General features: G+C 65.3%; 16 protein-coding genes and 2 pseudogenes. 6 read left to right on the top strand and 12 right to left on the bottom strand.

What is annotated here, in order from left to right; translation table 11 throughout:
- The first annotated feature begins 4 nt into the window (after positions 1–4).
- Together Sa4125_RS23900 and Sa4125_RS23895 are read left to right on the top strand one after the other, a co-directional pair.
- Positions 5–316, top strand: a complete 312-nt coding sequence (locus Sa4125_RS23900; RefSeq protein ID WP_224008355.1) for an addiction module antidote protein — start codon at positions 5–7, stop codon at positions 314–316.
- Complete coding sequence (locus Sa4125_RS23895; protein WP_224008352.1) at positions 316–675, top strand: type II toxin-antitoxin system PemK/MazF family toxin; 360 nt, start codon at positions 316–318, stop codon at positions 673–675. Before Sa4125_RS23900 ends, Sa4125_RS23895 begins: the two co-directional genes overlap by 1 nt.
- A gap of 160 nt (positions 676–835) precedes the next feature.
- Here the strand turns inward: Sa4125_RS23895 and Sa4125_RS23890 are convergent, their stop codons facing one another.
- The 3 genes from Sa4125_RS23890 to Sa4125_RS23885 all read right to left on the bottom strand — a co-directional run bounded on the left by Sa4125_RS23890 (position 836) and on the right by Sa4125_RS23885 (position 2684).
- A complete protein-coding gene (locus Sa4125_RS23890; protein WP_224008350.1) occupies positions 836–1423 on the bottom strand; it encodes a hypothetical protein in 588 nt (195 codons plus the stop codon).
- 435 nt (positions 1424–1858) lie between these two features.
- Complete coding sequence (locus Sa4125_RS24275) at positions 1859–1981, bottom strand: hypothetical protein (RefSeq protein WP_267461384.1); 123 nt, start codon at positions 1979–1981, stop codon at positions 1859–1861.
- Positions 1982–2114: 133 nt separating this feature from the next.
- Complete coding sequence (locus tag Sa4125_RS23885) at positions 2115–2684, bottom strand: recombinase family protein (protein ID WP_224008348.1); 570 nt, start codon at positions 2682–2684, stop codon at positions 2115–2117.
- 201 nt (positions 2685–2885) lie between these two features.
- Here Sa4125_RS23885 and Sa4125_RS23880 point away from each other — a divergent pair, with 201 nt between their 5' ends.
- Positions 2886–5852 carry a Tn3 family transposase gene (locus tag Sa4125_RS23880; RefSeq protein WP_224008345.1) on the top strand — a complete coding sequence of 989 codons (2967 nt, stop codon included), beginning with the start codon at positions 2886–2888 and terminating at the stop codon, positions 5850–5852.
- Between the two features lie 416 nt (positions 5853–6268).
- Here Sa4125_RS23880 and Sa4125_RS23875 read toward each other — a convergent pair whose 3' ends face one another.
- The 3 genes from Sa4125_RS23875 to Sa4125_RS23865 form a co-directional block, all read right to left on the bottom strand.
- A complete protein-coding gene (locus Sa4125_RS23875; RefSeq protein WP_224008342.1) occupies positions 6269–6739 on the bottom strand; it encodes a hypothetical protein in 471 nt (156 codons plus the stop codon).
- Positions 6736–7212, bottom strand: coding sequence for a hypothetical protein (locus tag Sa4125_RS23870; protein WP_224008339.1), 477 nt, complete (start codon positions 7210–7212; stop codon positions 6736–6738). The genes Sa4125_RS23875 and Sa4125_RS23870 overlap by 4 nt, the downstream gene beginning before the upstream one ends.
- Before the next feature lie 92 nt (positions 7213–7304).
- Positions 7305–9077, bottom strand: a complete 1773-nt coding sequence (locus tag Sa4125_RS23865) for a ParB/RepB/Spo0J family partition protein (protein WP_224008336.1) — start codon at positions 9075–9077, stop codon at positions 7305–7307.
- Positions 9078–9378: 301 nt separating this feature from the next.
- Here Sa4125_RS23865 and Sa4125_RS23860 point away from each other — a divergent pair, with 301 nt between their 5' ends.
- Positions 9379–9684, top strand: coding sequence for a type II toxin-antitoxin system MqsR family toxin (locus Sa4125_RS23860; RefSeq protein ID WP_224008588.1), 306 nt, complete (start codon positions 9379–9381; stop codon positions 9682–9684).
- Positions 9685–9686: 2 nt separating this feature from the next.
- Positions 9687–10106: a type II toxin-antitoxin system MqsA family antitoxin gene (locus Sa4125_RS23855; protein WP_224008333.1), complete on the top strand. Its 420-nt coding sequence runs from the start codon at positions 9687–9689 to the stop codon at positions 10104–10106.
- 25 nt (positions 10107–10131) lie between these two features.
- Here Sa4125_RS23855 and Sa4125_RS23850 read toward each other — a convergent pair whose 3' ends face one another.
- From Sa4125_RS23850 to Sa4125_RS23830, 5 genes and pseudogenes are all read right to left on the bottom strand, one after another.
- A complete protein-coding gene (locus Sa4125_RS23850; RefSeq protein WP_224008330.1) occupies positions 10132–15258 on the bottom strand; it encodes a DEAD/DEAH box helicase family protein in 5127 nt (1708 codons plus the stop codon).
- A gap of 164 nt (positions 15259–15422) precedes the next feature.
- Positions 15423–15746: pseudogene (locus tag Sa4125_RS23845) on the bottom strand (hypothetical protein); the annotation flags it as partial.
- 34 nt (positions 15747–15780) lie between these two features.
- Positions 15781–16934, bottom strand: a protein-coding gene (locus Sa4125_RS23840) for an IS3 family transposase (RefSeq protein WP_223999062.1) whose coding sequence is annotated in 2 segments (ribosomal slippage) — positions 15781–16670 and positions 16670–16934 — 1155 coding nt in all. Because the reading frame shifts where the segments join, the coding sequence is not laid out codon by codon here.
- Positions 16935–16982: 48 nt separating this feature from the next.
- Positions 16983–17270 (bottom strand): annotated as a pseudogene (locus Sa4125_RS23835) (DUF1419 domain-containing protein); the annotation flags it as partial.
- Positions 17271–17332: 62 nt separating this feature from the next.
- A complete protein-coding gene (locus Sa4125_RS23830) occupies positions 17333–17644 on the bottom strand; it encodes a toprim domain-containing protein (protein WP_224008327.1) in 312 nt (103 codons plus the stop codon).
- A 79-nt stretch (positions 17645–17723) separates the two neighbouring features.
- Here Sa4125_RS23830 and Sa4125_RS23825 point away from each other — a divergent pair, with 79 nt between their 5' ends.
- On the top strand, positions 17724–18932 hold the full coding sequence (locus Sa4125_RS23825) for an IS256 family transposase (protein ID WP_223998301.1): 1209 nt from the start codon (positions 17724–17726) through the stop codon (positions 18930–18932).
- On the opposite strand, the gene Sa4125_RS23820 is transcribed toward Sa4125_RS23825, so the two are convergent.
- A complete protein-coding gene (locus tag Sa4125_RS23820; RefSeq protein ID WP_224008324.1) occupies positions 18848–19765 on the bottom strand; it encodes a DUF3991 and TOPRIM domain-containing protein in 918 nt (305 codons plus the stop codon). The genes Sa4125_RS23825 and Sa4125_RS23820 overlap by 85 nt on opposite strands.
- Positions 19766–19807 lie beyond the last annotated feature (42 nt).

Genomic DNA, 19807 nt, shown 5'->3' with positions numbered 1-19807 from the left:
GACGATGAAAGACCGCAGTCATGACGACGCAATGGCCGATCTGTTCCGGGACGATCCGGCGATGGCTGCCGCCACGCTCAATGCGATCCTGATGGATGGCGACCAAGGCGAACTGCTGGTGACAATCAGGCAAATGACCAAAGCGTTCGGGGGTTTGCCGGCAGTTGCCAAAGCGGCCGAGCTAAACGCGACGCAACTCTACCGCACCCTTTCGGAGAAGGGGAACCCCGAGCTGCGTAGCCTGAACGCTGTTCTTCGTGCGATGGGCTTGCGCCTGGCAGTCCAGCCGCTTTCTGAACCAGCGCCGCACGTCTGATGTCGGCGGCACGAGTTGCCGCAAATTCCACGGATTGTCGATGTCGATCGGCATGGCGGCATCTGGAACCAACTCGAAGCAGTGAACAGCGCAAGCGTCGCCCGGTCGTCATTGTCTCCCCCGACGATTTCAACCAAGCCACCAACCTGCCGGTCATCGCGCCGATCACGAACAGCGGCGACTTTGCGCGTCGCCTCGGAATTGCCGTGCTACTCGACGGGATCCAGACCACCGGGGTGGTGCGCTGCGATCAGCCCCGCGTCCTCGACCTCAACGCACGCAACGGCCGCAGAGTGGAAAGCCTACCATCGGCGATCATGGACGAGGTCTTTGCCAAGGTCGCGACCATCTTCTACTGAAGCGCGCGACGTTGATTGGCATGGCGACCTCGGTGTAGATAAGTTTTGATACCGGTGTAGATGGCACACTCTACATTACTACAGCTCCGAAAAATGCGCAGCGCCGTTGCCTAAGCGTTCGTGGGAGAGAAGCGGGGCCAAAGCCCCGCCATTTGGCGCCTCAGCCGAGCGCTGCCATCTGAAGGTCGGCCGCCTTCCGGTCGACGGTGGCGCCGGGGTTCTCAACCTGGCGTTCGAAGGGCTTCCAGCGCTCTCCGACGATTTGCTCGTAGGCCGTAACCGCCCCTTCGGCGGCCATGCGCAACGCGTGGGACTGAAGACCCATGTCGGCGGCGAATTCGCGCTTGCGCTGCGCGGAACTCTGGAAGCCGACCGGCCCGTCGAGGTCCTCGTCGCGAATGTCATTGGCGAGCTTAGCCGTGAGATCGCGTGCCTCGGTTACCGCTCTGGAGTAGAACTGTCCGGCGCCGTGGGCCGAGCCGACATAGGCGCCAACGATGCGCTGGAGGTGGATCTGCATCGCCCGGTCGCTGATGCCCTCCTTCATCGCGTCGGCGGTTTCGATCAGCAAGCGCTCGTGGAGATCGCGAATGCCGTCGCTGTCGAGGAGCGGCAGGCCGAAGCTTTCGGAGATGAGGCCGGCCTGATGGGCATCTGGGCAGGCGAGCCGGACCATTTCGAGGGTCGTACCCTTGCGCAATTGGACGACGCGAGCGGCGGAAGCGGTGGAGCGGGTAGCCTTGGCCATGGTGTGATCCTTTCTTGATCGTCCCGAAGCGGTTCCGGCCCTTGCCGGTCTGTCCTTCGGTGCGGTCAAAAGGAACCGGCGGAAGACGGGCGCTTCAGGGTCCGGGACCTGCCAGGCGAGCGGAGCGGGCTTGCGGCCAAGCAGGGCTCTTGGCCCTTGCGTGGGACGCGGACCCGCTTTGCGAGATCGGCGGGAACCGGCCGCCCCGCGGCGCGGCACGCGGCCTTGAAGCGCACGGCCGCCGGTTCAGACCGCAGCAAACCGAAGGACAGGCCGGCAGGGGCGATGAACCGCCGGACGAGGTTCCGACAGGGAGCGCATCGTGGCCAGAGCTGCTTCCTCCTTCGAACCGCTCGCACGTTGATCGGGCAACTCCAAGCTTCCGACCTCTCGAAGGCACCGGATCGCCCCGATACCGCAGCCGACCTGTGGGAGTTATCTCGGCTTGCCATCTCGGATCGCACTGGCATTCGTTGCCGTCCAGCGTCGATGATGCACCGCCAGCACCATGAAGGAGGGCACCAGAAACCGCGCGAGCCCTCCCGTGGCGGATGTCATGGCAGTGTTCGCCCCTGCCAGCCGACGAAGCTGGACTGGCCGTCATAGTGGGCATGCCGCGCCTCGTCGATGACGAAGGGGTCACTGCAAGAAAGTGACCTCCGTGTACGCTAGATGCGAACGGACCATGAACTCACTTTTTTGATCCACCCGCTGTGCCGCTGATCGCTTCATAAAGGGCAGTTTTGCCTACCTTCACCCTTGCCGCAGCCTCGCGCACAGTCAGCCCGGCGGCGAGATGCGCGCGGGCCCGGGTCAGCTTATCGGGCGTGACGACCGGCTTTCTGCCGCCCTTCCTGCCGCGCGCTTCAGCTGCCTTGAGCCCGGCATTCGTGCGTTCGCGGATCAGGTCGCGCTCGAATTGCGCGAGCGCCCCGAAGATGTGGAAGACGAGCGTGCCGCCGGGCGTCGTGGTGTCGACGCCCTCGGTCAAGGAGCGGAAGCCGATACCCTTGATCTCGAGCCGACGAACCGTGTCGATGAGATGCGCCATCGAGCGGCCCAGCCGGTCGAGCTTCCACACAATCAGCGCGTCGCCGCGGCGCAGATGCACGAGCGCATCGGCGAGGCCCGGCCGCTCGGCCTTGGCGCCCGAAGCATGATCCTCGAACACGGTTTCGCAGCCAGCGCCGGCGAGCGCGTCGCGCTGCAGGGCGAGGTTCTGCTCGGCGGTCGACACTCGCGCATAACCGATCAGCGCCACATGTCTTGCCTTTCGTCCGTTTTCCTGTCCGTCAATCATCGCGTCCGCTTTGCCGTTGTCAACATACGTTGCCGGACAACTTGGAGGCTGGCCGGAAGACGGAGGTTTGACGGACCGTTGCAGGCCGCTGGTTCGCGCCCTTCGACTCCATTCCTCGGTGAGTTGGCGTAAGCTGCTCGCCCTGGGCGGGGGAGAAAGCCGATGGCAAGGCGACGGCTGCTGAGCGATGATCTATGGGCACGCCACCTGGAGCCGCCCACCGACGAGCGCGAGATCGCCCGCCACTACACGCTGGGAGGCGAGGATCTGACGCAGGTCGCCGCCAAGCGCGGCGATGCCAACCGGCTCGGCTACGCGCTCGTGCTCCTTTACCTGCGCTTTCCCGGGCGCGTGCTCGAAGCCGGCGAGACCCCGCCAGATGCCGTGCTCGCCTACGTCGCACGCCAGCTCGGGGTACTGGCGTCGGCGTTCGGCGAATACGCGCATCGCACCGCCACCCGGCGGGTCCACCTCGGCGAGATCATGCGGGCGGGTGGCTACTCGTCGTTCGATCGCGCGGCCGCGCACGCGGCGGTTTCGTTCCTGACGGCCGCCGCTCAGACCATCATCCGTCCCGGCCAGCTTGCCGGCATTCTCGTCGAGGAGCTTCGCCGCAAACGCGTGTCCCTTCCGTCGCTGCTCGTGCTCGAGGCGGTGATCCGGGGCGCGCGGCAGCGCGCCGAGCGCTTGGGCCACGAGGTGCTGACCACCGGCCTCGACGAAGCGACGCTCGGGCGCATGGACGCTCTGCTGGACCCGCGTACAACGGGCAGGCTCACCTGGCTCGGGTGGCTAAGGAACGCGCCGCAGTCGCCGGCGCCGAAGAACGTGCCCAGGCTCATCGAGCGTCTGCACCACGTACGCGCCCTCGGGATCGATCGCATGCGCGCAGGCGCGTTGCCGCCTCCGGTGTTCGAACGATTGGCGGACGAGGCGGTCCGGATCGCAGCACAACACCTTGCCGGCCTGAACCCACTCAGGCGCCACGCCATGCTTGCGGCCGCCGCGATCGCGCTCGAAGAGGCGCTGACCGACGCTACGCTCACCATGTTCGAGAAGCTCATGGCCTCGCTCGGACGCGCGGCGGAGCGCAAGGCCGACGAGCGCGCGGCGCGGTCGATGCGCGAGGTGCAAAGTGACCTGCGCGTGTTTGCGCTCTCGGGTCGAGCGATGATCGAGGCGCGCCGGCGGGAAGAGGATCTCGACGTTGCCGTCGCCGCCAAGGTGGGATGGGCTCGCTTCGAAGTCGCCGTTGCGCACGCCGAGGCGCTGTCCGGACCGGAGCTTATAGACCCCACCGCTGAGCTCGTTGTGCGCCACAAGAGCGTCAGGGTGTTTGGACCTCGGCTTCTCGAGACATTCGCGTTCGAGGGTTCGGCCGCGGTCAAGGACCTTATGGCCGCGCTCGAACTCATCCGCGCCACCTATGCCGCCGGCAAGCGCAAACTGCCGGCCTCGCCGCCGCTCAGGTTTGTGTCGCGGCGCTGGCGCCCGTTCGTCGTTAGCCAAGGCGCCGTCGATCGAGCGGCTTACGAGCTGTGCGCCTTCTCGGAACTGCGAGAGCGACTGCGCGCCGGCGACATCTGGGTTGCCCACTCGCGCCGCTACCGCGCCTTCGATGACTACCTGCTGCCGAAACCGACATTTGAGGCGCTGAAGGCGGCGGGTCCGCTGCCGCTCGCAGTCGCGCCCAGGTTCGAAGACCACCTGGCCGAGCGCCGCGCCCGGCTCGAGGAGGCGGCCGCGGCGGTGGCAGTGCGCACCCGGGCTGGCGAGCTGCCCGATGTTCGCCTGGACGAAACGGGGCTGACGATCGCGCCGTTGCGCGCCACGACGCCACCCGCAGTCAAATCCGTCAGACAGGCCCTTTACGACCGGCTACCGCGAGCGCGGATCACCGATGTACTGCTCGACGTCGACGGTTGGACCGGCTTCTCCGACTGCTTCACCCACAGGCGGACTGGGCGGGCCTGCGATGATCGCGCCGCGCTCCTTACCTGCGTGCTCGCCGACGGCATCAATCTAGGGCTCACCCGCATGTCGGAGACCTGCCGGGGCGCGAGCCTGCGACAGCTCGCCCTGATCCACGACTGGCACGTCAGCGAGGCGGCTTATGCGGAAGCGCTTGCGCGCCTCATCGACGCGCACCGCTCGCTGCCGCTCGCTCAAGTTTGGGGCGACGGCACCAAGGCGAGCTCCGACGGGCAGCACTTCTTCGCCGGCGGCCCAGGCGAGGCCATCGCCGACGTCAACGCGCGCCACGGCAATGAGCCAGGCGTGTCGTTCTACACCCACGTCTCCGACCAATACGGGCCGTTCCACACCAAGGTGATCGCTGCGACCGCCGGCGAGGCGCCGCACGTGCTCGACGGGCTTCTCTACCACCAGTCCGGGCTGACGATCGAGGAACACGCGGTCGATACCGGCGGCGCCTCCGATCACGTATTCGGCCTCATGCCCTTCTTTGGGTACCGCTTCGCGCCGCGCCTGCGCGATCTCAAGGACCGACGGCTGCATCTACCGCCCGGAATGAACATCGATCCGCTGCTCGCACCGATGGTCGACGCCGGCGGCCCGATCGACATTGCGCACGCCGCCCAGCACTGGGACGAGTTGCTGCGCGTGGCAACCTCGATCCGCTCGGGGACGGTGACCGCGTCGGCCATGCTCAGGAAACTGTCCGCCTACCCGCGCCAGAACGGGCTGGCGGTGGCATTGCGCGAGGTGGGCCGGCTCGAGCGCTCGATCTTCATGCTGAACTGGCTGCGCGACCTCGATCTGCGCCGGCGCGCGCAGGGCGGCTTGAACAAGGGCGAGGCTCGGAACGCGCTCGCGCGAGGCATCTTCTTCTGCCAGCTCGGTGAGCTGCGCGACCGCACCTTCGAGAACCAGGCCTATCGCGCCTCCGGACTGAACCTCATCGTCGCGGCGGTGATCTTGTGGAACACGCGTTATCTCGGACTCGCGGCGGCCGACCTCGGCGTGGGACCTGACACGATGCGTCACGTCGCGCCGCTCGGGTGGGAGCACCTGTCGTTCACCGGCGATTACGCCTGGGATGCCGACAACCAGCCGGCGCCGGGCGAGTTGCGGCCGCTTAGAACCAAGCCGTCGATCCTCGCGGCATGAACGAAACAGCGTTCATGCTCCGTTCGAATCTAGCGTACACGGAGGTCACTTTCTTGCAGTGACCCCACGAAGCCGAAACGGCCACCGCTGCCGCCATACTCCTGCGACGGCACGAGGAAGCGTCGCTCCGGATTGCCAGCGCTTCGCTTCCCGCCGCGCGTCGCGATCACCTCCGTCATGCCTGCCTCATGGTCGGATCGGATGGCAGAGACCGCGATCCAGGCACCGGCATGCTCACGCTCGAAGGCTCGGCGGTCCTTCACGGTGGACTCGCCGGGCGCGAGGGCTCGGCCGAACAAGGCCTGCCACTCGTCCGGCCAGCAGTGGCGGACCGTCTCTTCGGCGCATCGGCGCTCATAGGCCGTGAAGTGCTCGGGGAAGGACAGCGCGACGATCGCCCATTCGCAGTCTTCCTCTTACCAGCCATCATTGCGGCGGAGGCTCGGGATTACGTCGGCGTTTCGCTCAGGCGTCAGATAGAACCCGCCATGGCCGGTCGTGGTGTGTCGGACGATGCCTTCGGCGTGGACGGTCGCGCCCTCGGAAGTGCCCCAGTGCGTGCTGTCCCTTGATGCGATCGTCTGCCGATTCAGCCGTTTCAGCTCGCGCCGGTGCTCGGCCTGCTCCTCGACCCGCGCACGAAACGCCGTCTCGTCGGAAACCGCGCCGAAGCGGACGTAGAAGTCGGATCGCTTCCACTCGTCTATCGGGCGACGAAGACGCCATGCGGAAAAAACGGAGTATTTGCCGGAACACGGCACCATGGCGAAGGCGTCATCCTCCCCGATCCTGGCGGCGAGGAGCCTGTCCGCTGTTCTGCCGTAGACGGCGTCCGGACCATCGCCGGGTCGGACCACAGATGTCTCGTTCGAGGGCAGGGAGTTCATGCGACGGCCCTCCCCTCGACGAATTCTACGGCAAGCTCGTCGGCCGCCACCGCTTCGAGCACCGCTTGGCGATAACCGCTGAGCTCGCGCCACCGCTCGGCGGCTGCGGGATCCTCGGCGAGATTGAGGAGCTCCCGATCGTCACCCTCGCCGGAGAGGACGCGCACCGAGCCGATCAGCGCCTGTTCGACAACCGTGAAGGTGAGGCGGCTTCGGACGTCGAACGTCCGAAGCACCTTGACGACGATGATTCCGCACGTTGCGATATCGCCGGTACGAAGGGTGAAGGTCGCTAGAAATCCCTCGACGCCGCCCCGCCTGCCCTGCTGCTTGCGGATCAAACACCCGGCATTGTTGGTGGTTTCCCAAACCGCGCGCTTTCGCGTGTGGCGAGCCGGCGGCTGTGGCGTGCCGTCGCTATAGCGGACGATCGAGCCGAGAGGGGCAAAGTCGTATATGTGCTGTGCGGACATGGTGTTTTCCTTGGGAGTGGCTGGAAACAGAATCGCCGCCGGCAGGGGTGCCGGCGGCGGTAATCCTTTGGAACGAGAAGAGTGAGTGCGCCCTACTCGGCGGCTTCGCGGAAGGGCTCGATGTCGTCCTCGGTCGGGGGTGCATGGTCCTCCTCGGCATCCTCTCCGGCGACATCGGCGATGTCATCCACCGGGTCGTCGCTGCCCAGCTCGGCCGGATTGGAGACTCCGCCAACCTTCTCGGTGCTGTCATGCTCTTCGGCCAAAACCCTGTTCCGCGCCATCCATTCGGCCAGCGCTTCGGCGCCGGGCGCGAACTGCGCCGCCGGGTGAACGAACCGCCCCTCCTTGAAATGCTCGACCAGCGCTGAGCGCGTTTCCTGGACTCGAGCCCGCGGGAGGACCGGCGTGTCCCGGCATGACGCCTCGAGCGCCGAACGCGACAGGCACGATAGAAAGTCCTCCGTTCCCATGTTCGGCAGGAAGCTGTCGGCGCCGATCGCATCGCCGGCGACGCGCGCGACGATGCCGCTGTCGGAGCGGTTTTCGCGGGCCGAGAACACGTCGATCAGCACGCTGCGCACGACCTGGCTCAGCGTCTCACGGTCGAAGGAGAGTTTGCCGTCCTCGCCAATCAAGCGGACCCCGTGCCGCTCCAGGCGGGCATGGCCGTAGGGATTGTCGCAAGCCCCGGACGCGATAGAGACGTTCGACCCGGCGAAGGCCAGCACGAGCAGCGCCATCAGCGTGTCGTCCTCGATAGGAGCTCGGGCGAGCGCCTCGTGCAACGCGTCGGTGCGGAAGTCGCCGATCATTGCACGGCCGTTCTGCGTCACGTCCGGGCGCGGCTTTGTCGTCACGACAGCGTCTGCGGTCGCCGCTTCGTCGGTCGTGGTGTCGCCCGCAGCGCTACCTGTCTTGCCCTTCGGCTTCTTCTGCTCCGGCATGCGGTAGGCGACCGACTGGACCTTGCCTTCTCGGTCGAGATACCAGGCCGAGTGATCAGCCTTGCCCGGCTTGCCGTAGATGCGTTCGGCCTTTGGCGGCAGCTTGACCTCGCCCCACTGCGTCGTCTCGGCGAGAACGCCGCGCTTCGGTAGGTTGTTCGCCATCCATTCGTTCTGCGCGCCGAGGAAGGCCTCGGTGTCGGTCGTGTAGCGGCTGTCTTCATCGGCGGGCGCGAACAGATCCTCCTGCCAGACGATGCCGTAGGCCTTTGCGAGCTCGTCGTCGAAGCTCGCATCCTTCGCCAGCATGCGCGTCTTCGTCAGTGCTTGCGCGACGCTCCACCATGAGACCTGGGGATCGGCCTTCTTCGGTTTGTGCTTCTTCCAGACCTCCGCCTGTTCGTCAGGAGAAGCGGCAGCGATGGTGCGCAGTTGCCGCTCGTCGGGCATATCGCCTTTGGCCATCTGGTCGAGCATGACCGGCAGTACGTTGGCGAGCAGCCGAAGCTTCCTGATCTGGCGCACCGGGAAGCCGAGCGCGACGCCGATCGCCTCCTCCGTCCAGCCGAGCGCGACGAGCCTCTCGATGGCGCGCCATTGGTCGACCGGATTCAGCGGCTCGCGGGCGATGTCCTCGACCATCGAGCGCATGGCGCCGTTGTCGTTCGCCGCTTCCGCGACGAGCACTTCGATCTCCTCGAGCCCGGCGGCGATAGCCAGCCTGACGCGGCGATGGCCGGCATCGATGATGTAGCCGTTGCCACCGCCGGTCTCCGGCGCGATCAGCGGCGGCTGCACGATGCCGACGGCCTTGATCGTCGCCAGCATCAGCGCGTCGGCTTGGGGATTGGATTTCGTCTGGCGGGCGCGGTCGGGGTTTTCCTTCAGCGCGCGCGGATCGACTTTTATGAGATGCATGGAATGCTCCTGTTCGGGTCGCCGGACACGGCCATTTCGCCGGTCCTTTTCCGTCTTCTTCCCGAAGACATCCCCCGCACCGCGGAGCGGCACGAGCCGGCGCAACCTGAAGGCCGAGCATCCCTGCCGGGCAGACCAAGCGGGGCGAAAGCCCTGCAAAGGACGACGGGTCGGGATCGCGAGGGCGACGGTTGAGCGTCAGCGGCGGCGGCGAAGCCGGTCAGCGAAATGGTCTTCTTCCCTCCTTTTCCCCACCCCCGAACTCCTTGCTTTGCCCCCTTTATGGTGGCATTATGCGATGATGGAGAAACAACGTCCGACCTATGATCTCGATGCGATCAAACTGGCGCTCGGATCGGTCGGGTCGCTGGCGATGACAACGTCGGCCTTGCGGGACGCGCTGGCCTTGGGATTCGACCGCGGCGGGGTCGTCGAGACTATCGCGGGCATGGACCGAGGGATGTTCTACAAGTCGATGACGACGTTTGCCGATCATCGCGTCTGGCAGGACGTCTATCATGTCCCGGCGCGGGGCATGGTTTTGTATGTGAAGTTTCAGGCGGACGTTATCACCGAGTTCACGGTCATGTCGTTCAAGGAGAAATGATCATGGTGGTTTCGAAACATGCTTTGCCGGAGACGATGGTTTCCCCGGAAACCGGGGAAACATTGCGCCGTGAGGTGCGGTCCTTCGTCGTTGCCTACAAGGGCGAGGCCATCACCGTGGCGCTGCCCGGCTATTATCCGGCGGACGGCGGCGACGGCGTCCATATCGGCGACGACATGGCGGTTGTCGACGCGGCCCTGCGCTCCATGAAGGAAAGGATCGAGGGCCTTCCCTCGCCGGCGACGATCCGGCGAGTGCGCGCGAAACTGAAGCTGTCGCAGCGGGAAGCCGGCTATCTGCTGAAGGTCGGAGAGAATGCCTTCGACAAATACGAGCGGGGACTGGTCGAGCCGAGCGGCCCGACCAGCCAGTTAATACGTCTCCTCGACCGGCATCCGGAGCTGATCGAGGAATTGCGCTGAGCTGTTGGAATAACGCCGCTGCGGCTTACGCGGCGAGCGAGTTTCTCTCGGCCGCTCCCGCGGAATCCGCGGCAAGCGCCTTCTCGATCTCGGCCAGTTGATCGCGTTTCATCGTCAGTTCCGCAGAGAAGGCGAATTTCTCGCCAACACGCGACCGGTAGGACGCAAGGCGGCGCTCAGCGTCGCGCAGCCGAACCTGATGACCATCACGCTCGCCTTCGAAGTTTGCCAGCGCATGTTCCAACCGCGAGACGGCGCCGAGCGGCGTGACCGTCATGTCGAGATCGACTTCGTGCTCGTCGCCGGTACGAAGTAGCATGGTGGCGTAGCGATAACCGTCGCGCCCGAACCGCTCGCCGGAGAATGCGAGGTCGAAACCGCCGATAGCGGCGATGGCGGTGTCGCCCTCTTGGCTGAGCTGAACGAGCGTCAGGATTTCCTTCATCAACGCGCGACCGGCGAGCTTGCGTTCGGTGAAGCACTTGTCGGTGACCGTCATCGCGAAGGCCTCGCCCGAGGTCGGGATCAGCCGCTCGAGGTCACGGCCAATCTCGGCGATACGGCGGGTCGAGACCTCGATGTCGCGTTCCGCATCCCGGATCTGACGGCGGATGGCGAATTGATCGTCGTCATGCGCGGCGCGCAGCCGGTCGAGACGGGCGATCTCGGCCTCCAGCCCGGCCTTCTGCATCAGCCGTTCGTCGCCGGACGCGATGGCCTTGGCCATGGCGAACTGGCTGGCCTGCCCCTCGCCCATGTCCTCCAGCCGGCGGATCGACGTGTCGCCGGAGAGGGCGGCGGTGATGAAGCGAGCCTTGCGCTCGTTGTTCTGCCACATCTGCGAATCCATCGATCCGAGCGTCGCGTAGGCGAAGATATCGACTTCCTGGTGCTGATTGCCCTGGCGGATGATGCGGCCCTCGCGCTGCTCGATCTGCGAGGGAAGCCAGGGCACGTCGAGATGGTGCAGCGCCTTCAGCCGGAGTTGCGCGTTGACGCCGGTGCCCATGGTTTCCGACGATCCGATCAGGATGCGCACCTTGCCGGCCCTGACGTCGCCGAACAGCCGCTGCTTGGCCTCGGACTTCTTGTAGTCCTGCATGAAGGCGATCTCGGCGGCCGGGATGCCAGAGCGAACGAGTTCGTCGCGGATCCAGCGGTAGGCCGAGAAGCCCCGGCTTTTCTCGACGCCGATCGTGCCGAGATCGGAGAAGATCATCTGCGCGGCGCCGGGCAGCTCGTAGGGCTTGCCATCGGACCGGACATAAGCGTTCTCGGCCGTCTCCTGCCAGATGCGAAAGGTGTTGGCGATCAGCAGATTGAGCTTGTTGCCCGCCTCGTTGTCCATCTCCGGATCGACGAGCCGAAGATCGATGGCCGCATGCCGCCCGTCGGTGATGACCGAGAGCAGGATATCGTCGCCCGGCTGCGGCGGCCGGTCCCTCATTTCGATCGCGGTGATGCGGGCATCGAGCAGGCGCTGGTAGCCTCGGAATGCCGGCGTCGCCTCGGCTGTGACGATCCGGCGCCTGCCCGTCGAGACCGCCGGCACCTTGACGTATTGGCGCAGGTCTTCGGGCATCACCACATCGGCGAAGGACCGGAACATGGCGATCAGCTCGGGAACGTTGACGAACTGGCTGAACCTTGTGACCGGCTTGTATTTGCCCGATGGCTGAAGCTCGAGTTCGGTCGAGGTATCGCCGAACGTGCTCGCCCAGGCGTCGAACTCGTGCAGGCCGCGCGCGACGAGTGCAGGACGATCCATCAGCCGCTGCGCGGTAAACATCTCGCCGAGCGTATTGGTGATCGGCGTGCCGGAGGCGAGCACCAGCGCCCGGCCCGGATTCTTCGTCTCAATGAAGCGCGACTTCACGAACAGGTCCCAGGCCCGCTGCGAGCCGTTGGGATCGACGCCCTTCAGCGTCGACATGTTGGTCGCGAAGGAGAGTTTCCGAAACTCCTGCGCCTCGTCGACGATGATCTGGTCAACGCCGATCTCGCCGATGGTCAGAAGATCGTCCTTACGCGTGGCGAGATCGACGAGACGTTCCCTCAGGCCCTCCTTCAACCTCTCGAGTCGCTTGCGCGAGACGCGGTCCTCGCTGTCGACCTTCGCCATCAGGCTCTCGTAGAGCGCCAGCTGGTCGTCGATCATCTGGCTTTCGAAGGCGGCAGGAACGGAGATGAAGCGGAAGGCCGAATGGGTGATGATAACAGCATCCCAGGTGGCGGTTGCCGCGCGCGACAGGAAGCGCTGGCGCTTGTCCTTGGTGAAGTTCGTCTCGTCGGCGACGAAGATGCGGGCGTTCGGATAGAGTGCGAGGAATTCGCGCGCGGCCTGCGCCAGGCAATGGCCGGGAACGACCAGCATGGCCTTGGCGATGAGGCCGAGCCTTCGCTGCTCCATGATGGCGGCCGCCATCGTCATCGTCTTGCCGGCGCCGACGGCATGGGCGAGATAGGTCGATCCTGCCGCGACGATCCGCCAGATGCCGCGCTTCTGGTGCCCATAAAGAGAAAAGGCGCCAGACGCGCCGGGCAGTTGCAGGTGGGAGCCGTCAAAGGCGCGCGGCGCGATATTGTTGAAGCGGTCGTTGTAGACCCGCGCCAGCCGGTCGGTTCGGTCGGGATCGGACCAGACCCAGGACTGGAAGGCGGTCTTGATCTTCTGCAGCTTCTCCTTCGCCGCTTCCGTGTCGACGACGTTCAACACCCGCTTTTCGCTTTCGCCTTCTCTCAAGATGTCGAAGATTTGCGGCACTGACGAGTTCAACGCATCGGAAAGAAGCTGGCCGGCATGGCGGCGATCGGTGCCCCATACCGACGTGCCGGCGGCACTATAGCCGAGTTGCTGCGCCTCGACTGTCCAGGTCACGAGTTCCGGCATATGGTGGATTCGGATCTCGGCGCCCATCATCTCCACGACGAAGGCGACGACATCGCTCACCGGGATCCACGGCGCTCCGAGGCGCGCGGTGATGTCGGAGGGACGCAAATCCGCCGGCTGCACGGCCTGCAAAGCCGTGACGTTGCGCGCGAAGGCCGCATCGAGCGCCGCGGCACTCTCCGCCGCCTTCAGCCTGTCGCGCACCGGTCCGGAGAGATAGGCGTCCGCCGTCTGCCAGGAGCCGCCCGCCGGATCGCGGAAGATCGCATTGCCCAATTCGGCAATGACATCCTCGACGTCCCGATGCAGCAGTTCGGCGATATGATCGGGATCGACAGACCCAATTTCATTCAGAACCACGGCGAGCGCGTCGGCAGCCGAGGTGATGACCGGCGGCGCCGGCGGGGCGATCACCCGTTCGGTGAAGATCGGACCGGGCTTCGCGGTATCGGTGTCGAGATCGTAGTCCTCGATCGAGGCGACGAGCCAGCAATCGGGATCGTCGCGGAAGGGCGCAAGGTTCGGCTGGCGGTGCGTCTCGCGCACCTCGCCCGTCTCGGCATCCTCGCTGACGGAGACGGTGGTGTGATTTATCGGCCCGAAGGTCCGGACGAAGGCGCTCCAGGCGATGCGGAGTTTCACCTGCGCTTCGCGCCAGGGCTGGTCGCATTCCTGGGCCTTCAGCACGGCGCGGATCGCGTCACGGACCGGAATCAGCTTCTGGATGATCCGGACGTGCTTCTCCGGCAAACCATCGACAGCACCATTGGTACCTCGGCCCTTGCGGACCGTGATAGTGATGGGCGCGCCATCGACGATCTGCATCAGCCCATGACGGTTGTCGACGAAATAGCTGCCGACGCGCACATGCGTCTCGGCAGCAGGCCCGCCTGCGATATCGCCCAGTTCCTCCTCTAAATCGGAATCGATCGCGTCGGGCTCGCCGTCGTAGAGGGCCTCCGGAAGCGAGAGGATCGCGGCATCGAGCGCAGCCTCCAGCTCCTCGCCGGCGCGTGGCAGACAGGTATAGCGCTCGCCGAAGGGGCCCGAAGCCAGCGCGTGATTCCCGAGCACCTGATCGGGATGCCGCGCGAACCAGCGGTTGACGCGGATTGCGCCCTCGTCGCCGGTCGCGGGACGAACCTCTTCGAGTTCGAGCCAGGAGAGATCGCGTTTCGGTTCGCCGATCTTGCGTTTGCGGAAGAACAGGATGTCCACCACGACGTCGGTGCCGGCATCGGCGCGAAAGCTGCCCTCGGGCAGGCGGATCGCACCGACGAGGTCAGCCGTCTTCGCGATATGCTCGCGGGCGCTGGCATCGGCCTTGTCCATCGTGCCGCTCGATGTGACGAAGGCGGCGAGCGCGCCGGGCTTCAGCCGGTCGATGGCCTTCGCGATAAAGAAGTCGTGCAGCCGGAAGCCATGGCTGCGATAGGCTGAGTCGCTGCGCACCGTCCGGTCGGAGAACGGTGGATTGCCTATGGCGAGGTCGAAGCTCGCCGGCAGCTCGGTGCGCGCGAAATCGCCCTGGATGATCCGGGCTCGCGGCTGCAAGAGCCCGGCAATGCGTGCAGTTACCGGATCGAGCTCGATGCCGGTGACGAAGGAGACGTCGCGCAGGCTCTCAGGCATCAGCGCCGGGAACAGGCCGGTTCCGATTCCGGGCTCCAGCACGCGCCCTCCCCGCCAGCCGAGGCGCCGGAGACCGGCCCACATCGCCCGGACGATGAATTCCGGCGTGAAGTGGGCATATTGGGTACACCGGGCGAGCGAGGCGTAATCCGACGTCGAAACAGCATCCTGCAGCTCGACACCGAGTTCGTCCCAGTCTTTCCGGAAACCGCCCTCCCCCGGCCGCCGGAACATGCCGTTCGCCAGATCCGACGCGCCGAAGCCGGTGAAGCGGATCAATTGCTCCTGTTCGGTACGGTTTGCGGGTCTCTGCTGGCGCTCGATGTCGCCGGCGAGCCGGATCGCAGCGACGTTGGCACGGGCCCGCTCCTTCCAACCCCTGGCAAGCTCGCGGTCGGCGGTGAGATGGAAGTTGGTACCGCGGCCCTTCGGCGTGACCGGCTCGGGACGTTGGGCCGCGCCAACCGGCATTGCCGGTGCGGCCGCCGGTGGACTTGGTGAGGGATCGTCGTCATTGGCTACGCCAGCTCGGGCATCGACGCTGGAAAAGGCCGTGAGGCCGAGATCGAGCCCTGACGACAGCGAGGAGCCGCCGAAAAGGTCGATGGTGAAGGGGGCGTTGTCCGCCATGAGGAAATCTCCTTGTCGTGAAGGCGCGCGGCATCGGTCCGCCGGCAGGGGTCGGCGGTTGGCGATGGCACGAGGTTGAAAAGGGGTCGATCCGGGCGGTACACGCGCCGGAATCGGCAGGCTCGCCGGCAGCGCATCGAGCATGCGGGTGGTCGTGCGATCGCTCACGCCGCCATGGCATCGCTCCGATCGCGCAGATGCACCGGCAGCTTGGCGGCGATCTCAACGTCAGTCAGATCGTCGAGGCGCTTGAAGAATGTCCCTTCACCGCCCCCGTAGAGCAGCACAGTGCGGGTGCCGCGCAGCACCTGCGGCCATCGCTCGCCGGCATAGCCGCGATAATCGTCGTGTGTGATGCTCCAGATATGCTCGAGCTTCTCGGCCCGCGTCATCGTCTGGATGGGGGGCCATTCCCGCTCGGTGATTGCTGCCCGCATGCGCGCCGGCGAGCCGCTGTCGGAGAGATCGCAATAGGCATGGAAGAACCGTGGACTTGCCCCCTTTTAGTGGAGAGCGTTTTGATTACGCGGCGGCCAGTCGTTCGAACTGGACGGGGCTGATGAAGTCGAGCGCGGAATGGCGCCGGACGGGGTTGTAGAAGCTGTCGATGTAGCGGCCGATGGCCGCCTTCGCCTCGGTCCTGGTCTGGAAGACGGTGCGCCAGACCAGCTCGGATTTCAACGTCTTGAAGAAGGTCTCGACCATCGCATTATCATAGCAGTTGCCCTTGCCGGACATCGAGATCAGCACGTCGTACCTGCGTAGCTCGGCCTGATAGTCGATCGAGCAATATTGGCTGCCGCGGTCAGAATGATGGATCAGGCCGGTTTTCGGGCGGCGCAGGACGAGGGCCTTGCGGAGCGCCTCGAGAGCCAACTCCTTGTGTAGACGATCGCTGACGGCCCAGCCGACGACGCGCCGGGCGAACAGGTCGATGACGACGGCGAGATACAGCCAGCCCTCTCGCGTCCAAACATAGGAGATGTCGGCTCCCCACTTCTCGTCCCGGCGTTCGGTCGCGAAGTCCTGATCAAGGAGGTTCGGCGCGATCGGGAAGGCGTGCAGGCTGTCCGTCGTTCGCTTGAACCGCCGCTTCTGCCGGGCCTTGAGGCCGTTCTCGCGCATCAGGCGCGCTGTCCGACGGCGCCCGATAGCGATCCCCTCGGCCTGGAGTTCATGCCGCATGCGAGGACTCCCATAGGTGCCGTTCGACAACCGAAACGCCGAGCGGACATGCGCCAGAAGCACCATGTCGCGCTGCTGCCGGCGGCAGGCCGGTCGATCCTTCCATGCAAAATAGCCGCTCGAGCTGACGCCGAGGACCTTGCAGAGACGCTGGACGGGGAATTCTTCTTTCGCCGCATCGATGAGTTCGAACCTCACCGACTTCCCTCCCGGGCGAAAAAAGCCATCGCCTTCTTCAGGATGCCACGCTCCTGACGAAGGATCTCATTCTCCCGCCGCAGCCGCTTCATCTCCGCAGCCATGTCCTCGACGCGGTCGGGAGGCGGGCTTTCTATCAAGGCGTCGCGCCGCTTGTCGATCCAGCGCCGCAGTGTCGATAGCCCAACGCCAAGGTCCTCCGCGATCTCGCGCTGCGTCCGGCCGCTCGTCTCAACCAGACGGACGGCTTCCTCCTCGAATTCCTTCGTAAATCGTCGCTGTGTCTTCGCCATGGAGTTCCTCATGCCTCATTGAGAACTCTCCACTTTTCCGGGGCAAGTCCACCGTGTGCGGCCGTCGATCCGCAGCGTGAAGAAGACGCTGGTGACAGTACCGACGAGAAACTCACGCATCGCGAACATGTCGCCGCGCATCCAGAGCGGCGGCAAAATCTCCAACATATAGTCGTGCTCGGCCTCGTCGATTTCGAACCACTCGCCGGCATGAAGCGCGCCGGTGCGCCGACGCTCGATCTCCGGATCCGGCGCATGGCGGTCGAACATCTGGAACATCTCCCGGCGGGTGGCGACGCCCTGGAAGACTTTGCGGATTGGAGAGAGGGTCTGCATGGGATGGCTCCTCGGCCTGTCCGGGCTCGAAGCGCGCGCGATCCACCTGACCGCTCATCCCTTCAGCCCTTCCGGACCCCTCCTGTGCGGCCGCCATTCCGTCCGGCAGGGTCAAGGGCCGGCAGAGCCGGGCGAAGCGTCACCCTTGATGCGGACGGCGGCCATGCGGCAGTCGGGTTTCCTTTCCTTCTTGTTCTCCGCTTCTCCATCACCCTCGTCCTCAGCACCTCGTTCCAATCCTCAGCCGAGGGCTTGAGCCGCAGCCAATCGCAATCCGCAGCTTCCGCGATGGCCCGCAGTCTGAAGGCAAAGGCCTCGCCTTGGGTGTTGGCATCAGTCGGTAGTGTCCGCGCTCGTGGTGGAAATTCCGACATTGAAAGGTGTGGCTGAGGCGGTCACCGGATAGGGCGGCTAAGGTGGAGTTGCGAGACTTCAACCTGACCGGAGAACCCGATGACCGAGGACAGACTACCGCTTGCCGAGCTTTTTGCGAAAGCCGGGGACGGCGATTTCCTGAGAACGATAGCCGAGAGCGTGATGCAGCTCCTTATGGAGGTCGACGTTGAAGGCATGATCGGCGCCGGGCGCCACGAACGGACGCAGGAACGGGCGACTTATCGCAATGGCTACCGCGACCGCTCGCTCGACACGCGGCTCGGCTCGTTGCAGCTTCGGATACCCAAGCTTCGGCAGGGCAGCTACTTCCCGCCGTTCCTGGAGCCGAGAAAGCTCTCGGAGAAGGCCTTGGTTGCCGTCATTCAGGAAGCTTGGATCAGCGGCGTTTCCACCCGGCGGGTCGACGATCTGGTACAGGCCATGGGGCTGTCGGGGATCGGCAAGAGCACCGTATCGAAGCTGTGCAAAGACATCGACGAACGCGTCGGCGGCTTCCTCGACCGTCCTCTCACTGGCGACTGGCCCTACCTCTGGCTGGATGCGACCTACCTGAAGCAGCGCGAGGGTGGACGCATCGTTTCGGTCGCCGCCATAATCGCCGTGGCCGTGAACACGGACGGCAAGCGCGAGATCGTCGGCCTTCACATCGGCCCCTCGGAAGCGGAGACGTTTTGGTCGAGCTTCCTCAAGAGCCTCGTGCGCCGCGGCCTGTCCGGCGTGAAGCTCGTGATCTCGGATGCTCACGAAGGGCTGAAAGCCGCCATTCGCCGGGTGTTCAGCGCCTCCTGGCAGCGCTGCCGGGTGCATTGGATGCGCAACGCCCTGTCGTATGTCCCGAAGGCGCAGCAGAGCATGGCGGCGGCCGCGCTGCGCCAAGCCTTCGCCCAGCCCGATCGTGCTAGCGCCAGCCAGGCGCTGCGCCACGTCGCCGACCAGCTTCGGGGAAAGTGTCCAAAGCTCGGGGCCTTCATCGACAACAGCGAGACCGACGTGCTGGCGCACATGGATTTTCCCAGTCAGCACCGGACCCGGATCCATTCGACGAATTCCCTGGAGCGCCTGAACAAGGAGGTGAAGCGGCGTGCCGACGTCGTCGGAATCTTCCCGAACGAGGGATCCATCATCCGGCTCATCGGCGCCGTCCTTCTCGAGGCCAACGACGAATGGCAGATCCAGAACCGCTACATGCAGACCGAACCCATGGCCGACCTCATGGCCATGGGCAACACTGCAAAACCCGAACAGATTTCCACCGAAGTCGCCTGAAACGGAGCCGCTTCAGCTACACTCAATTTCCACCACGTTGACGGACACGACCCATCAGTCGCCGCAACGAGCTGCGCGCGGGGACGCGGAACGGGACATGCGACGAGCGCCCGAATTGCGTCCGCTGCCGCCGGAGACCAGCCTCCGCCCGTGCTGAGATAGAGCGTATCCTCGCGCATGCGCTCGATCGCGGCGAGGCTCATGGCGTCGATCGCGGCCTCCGTGACGCAGAAGCGGAAGGCGTCGATAGCTCCGAAACGAAAGAGAGTTTTCGCGCCACCGGCGGAAAAGCCGCGCCAGTCGGGGCCACGCTCTTCCCAGCCGGTCACGGCATCGCCCTCACCGGTATGTGCGGCCCACATCGAGCCCTTCGGCCCTTCGCGAAGGAGATTCTGGGCGAGCGCGGCGCGAAGAATATCCTCGGGGAGGAAGCGCACTTCCGACAGATACCGCCAGGTTGCCGAGCTGCGCGACGGTCGCGCTCGCGCGCGCCAGCGTTCTGATATGGATGCTTTCGGCTTGCCCCTGCCCAGCTGTCCTCGCCAGGCGGGCTCACTTGGCAAGAATCCGACGAGATCGGCGATCCGCGTCAGCGCCTCCGGGAAATCGACGCTCACGAGATGCATCACCAGCGAGAAGATGTCGCCCTTGGCGTCGGACAGAGGATCGAACCAGCCGCGCCCCTCATGGATGACGATGACGATCTCGGCGGCGCGCCGGTGTTTCACCGCGCGGCGCGTACTCTCCTTCACATCGATCGCAAAACCGGCCCTTTCCAGAACCGCCGCGCAGGGTACACGGCCGCGCAAATCCTCGATGTCCCATTTTTCCATGTCTGTTTACCCGCCCTTTCCGAGGACCGGTCCTTTCTTGAT

This window comes from Aureimonas sp. SA4125 (assembly GCF_019973775.1).
Lineage (GTDB): Bacteria > Pseudomonadota > Alphaproteobacteria > Rhizobiales > Rhizobiaceae > Plantimonas.
Note: the sequence above shows the minus strand (reverse complement) of the source record. Positions and strands in the feature narration are given on the sequence as shown.

Coding starts and splice junctions, on each gene's coding strand:
- Sa4125_RS23900 (WP_224008355.1), top strand. CDS start 5: ATGAAAGACCGCAGTCATGACGACGCAATGGCCGATCTGTTCCGGGAC.
- Sa4125_RS23895 (WP_224008352.1), top strand. CDS start 316: ATGTCGGCGGCACGAGTTGCCGCAAATTCCACGGATTGTCGATGTCGA.
- Sa4125_RS23890 (WP_224008350.1), bottom strand. CDS start 1,423: ATGGCCAAGGCTACCCGCTCCACCGCTTCCGCCGCTCGCGTCGTCCAA.
- Sa4125_RS24275 (WP_267461384.1), bottom strand. CDS start 1,981: ATGACATCCGCCACGGGAGGGCTCGCGCGGTTTCTGGTGCCCTCCTTC.
- Sa4125_RS23880 (WP_224008345.1), top strand. CDS start 2,886: ATGGCAAGGCGACGGCTGCTGAGCGATGATCTATGGGCACGCCACCTG.
- Sa4125_RS23875 (WP_224008342.1), bottom strand. CDS start 6,739: ATGAACTCCCTGCCCTCGAACGAGACATCTGTGGTCCGACCCGGCGAT.
- Sa4125_RS23870 (WP_224008339.1), bottom strand. CDS start 7,212: ATGTCCGCACAGCACATATACGACTTTGCCCCTCTCGGCTCGATCGTC.
- Sa4125_RS23865 (WP_224008336.1), bottom strand. CDS start 9,077: ATGCATCTCATAAAAGTCGATCCGCGCGCGCTGAAGGAAAACCCCGAC.
- Sa4125_RS23860 (WP_224008588.1), top strand. CDS start 9,379: ATGGAGAAACAACGTCCGACCTATGATCTCGATGCGATCAAACTGGCG.
- Sa4125_RS23855 (WP_224008333.1), top strand. CDS start 9,687: ATGGTGGTTTCGAAACATGCTTTGCCGGAGACGATGGTTTCCCCGGAA.
- Sa4125_RS23850 (WP_224008330.1), bottom strand. CDS start 15,258: ATGGCGGACAACGCCCCCTTCACCATCGACCTTTTCGGCGGCTCCTCG.
- Sa4125_RS23830 (WP_224008327.1), bottom strand. CDS start 17,644: ATGTCGGAATTTCCACCACGAGCGCGGACACTACCGACTGATGCCAAC.
- Sa4125_RS23825 (WP_223998301.1), top strand. CDS start 17,724: ATGACCGAGGACAGACTACCGCTTGCCGAGCTTTTTGCGAAAGCCGGG.
- Sa4125_RS23820 (WP_224008324.1), bottom strand. CDS start 19,765: ATGGAAAAATGGGACATCGAGGATTTGCGCGGCCGTGTACCCTGCGCG.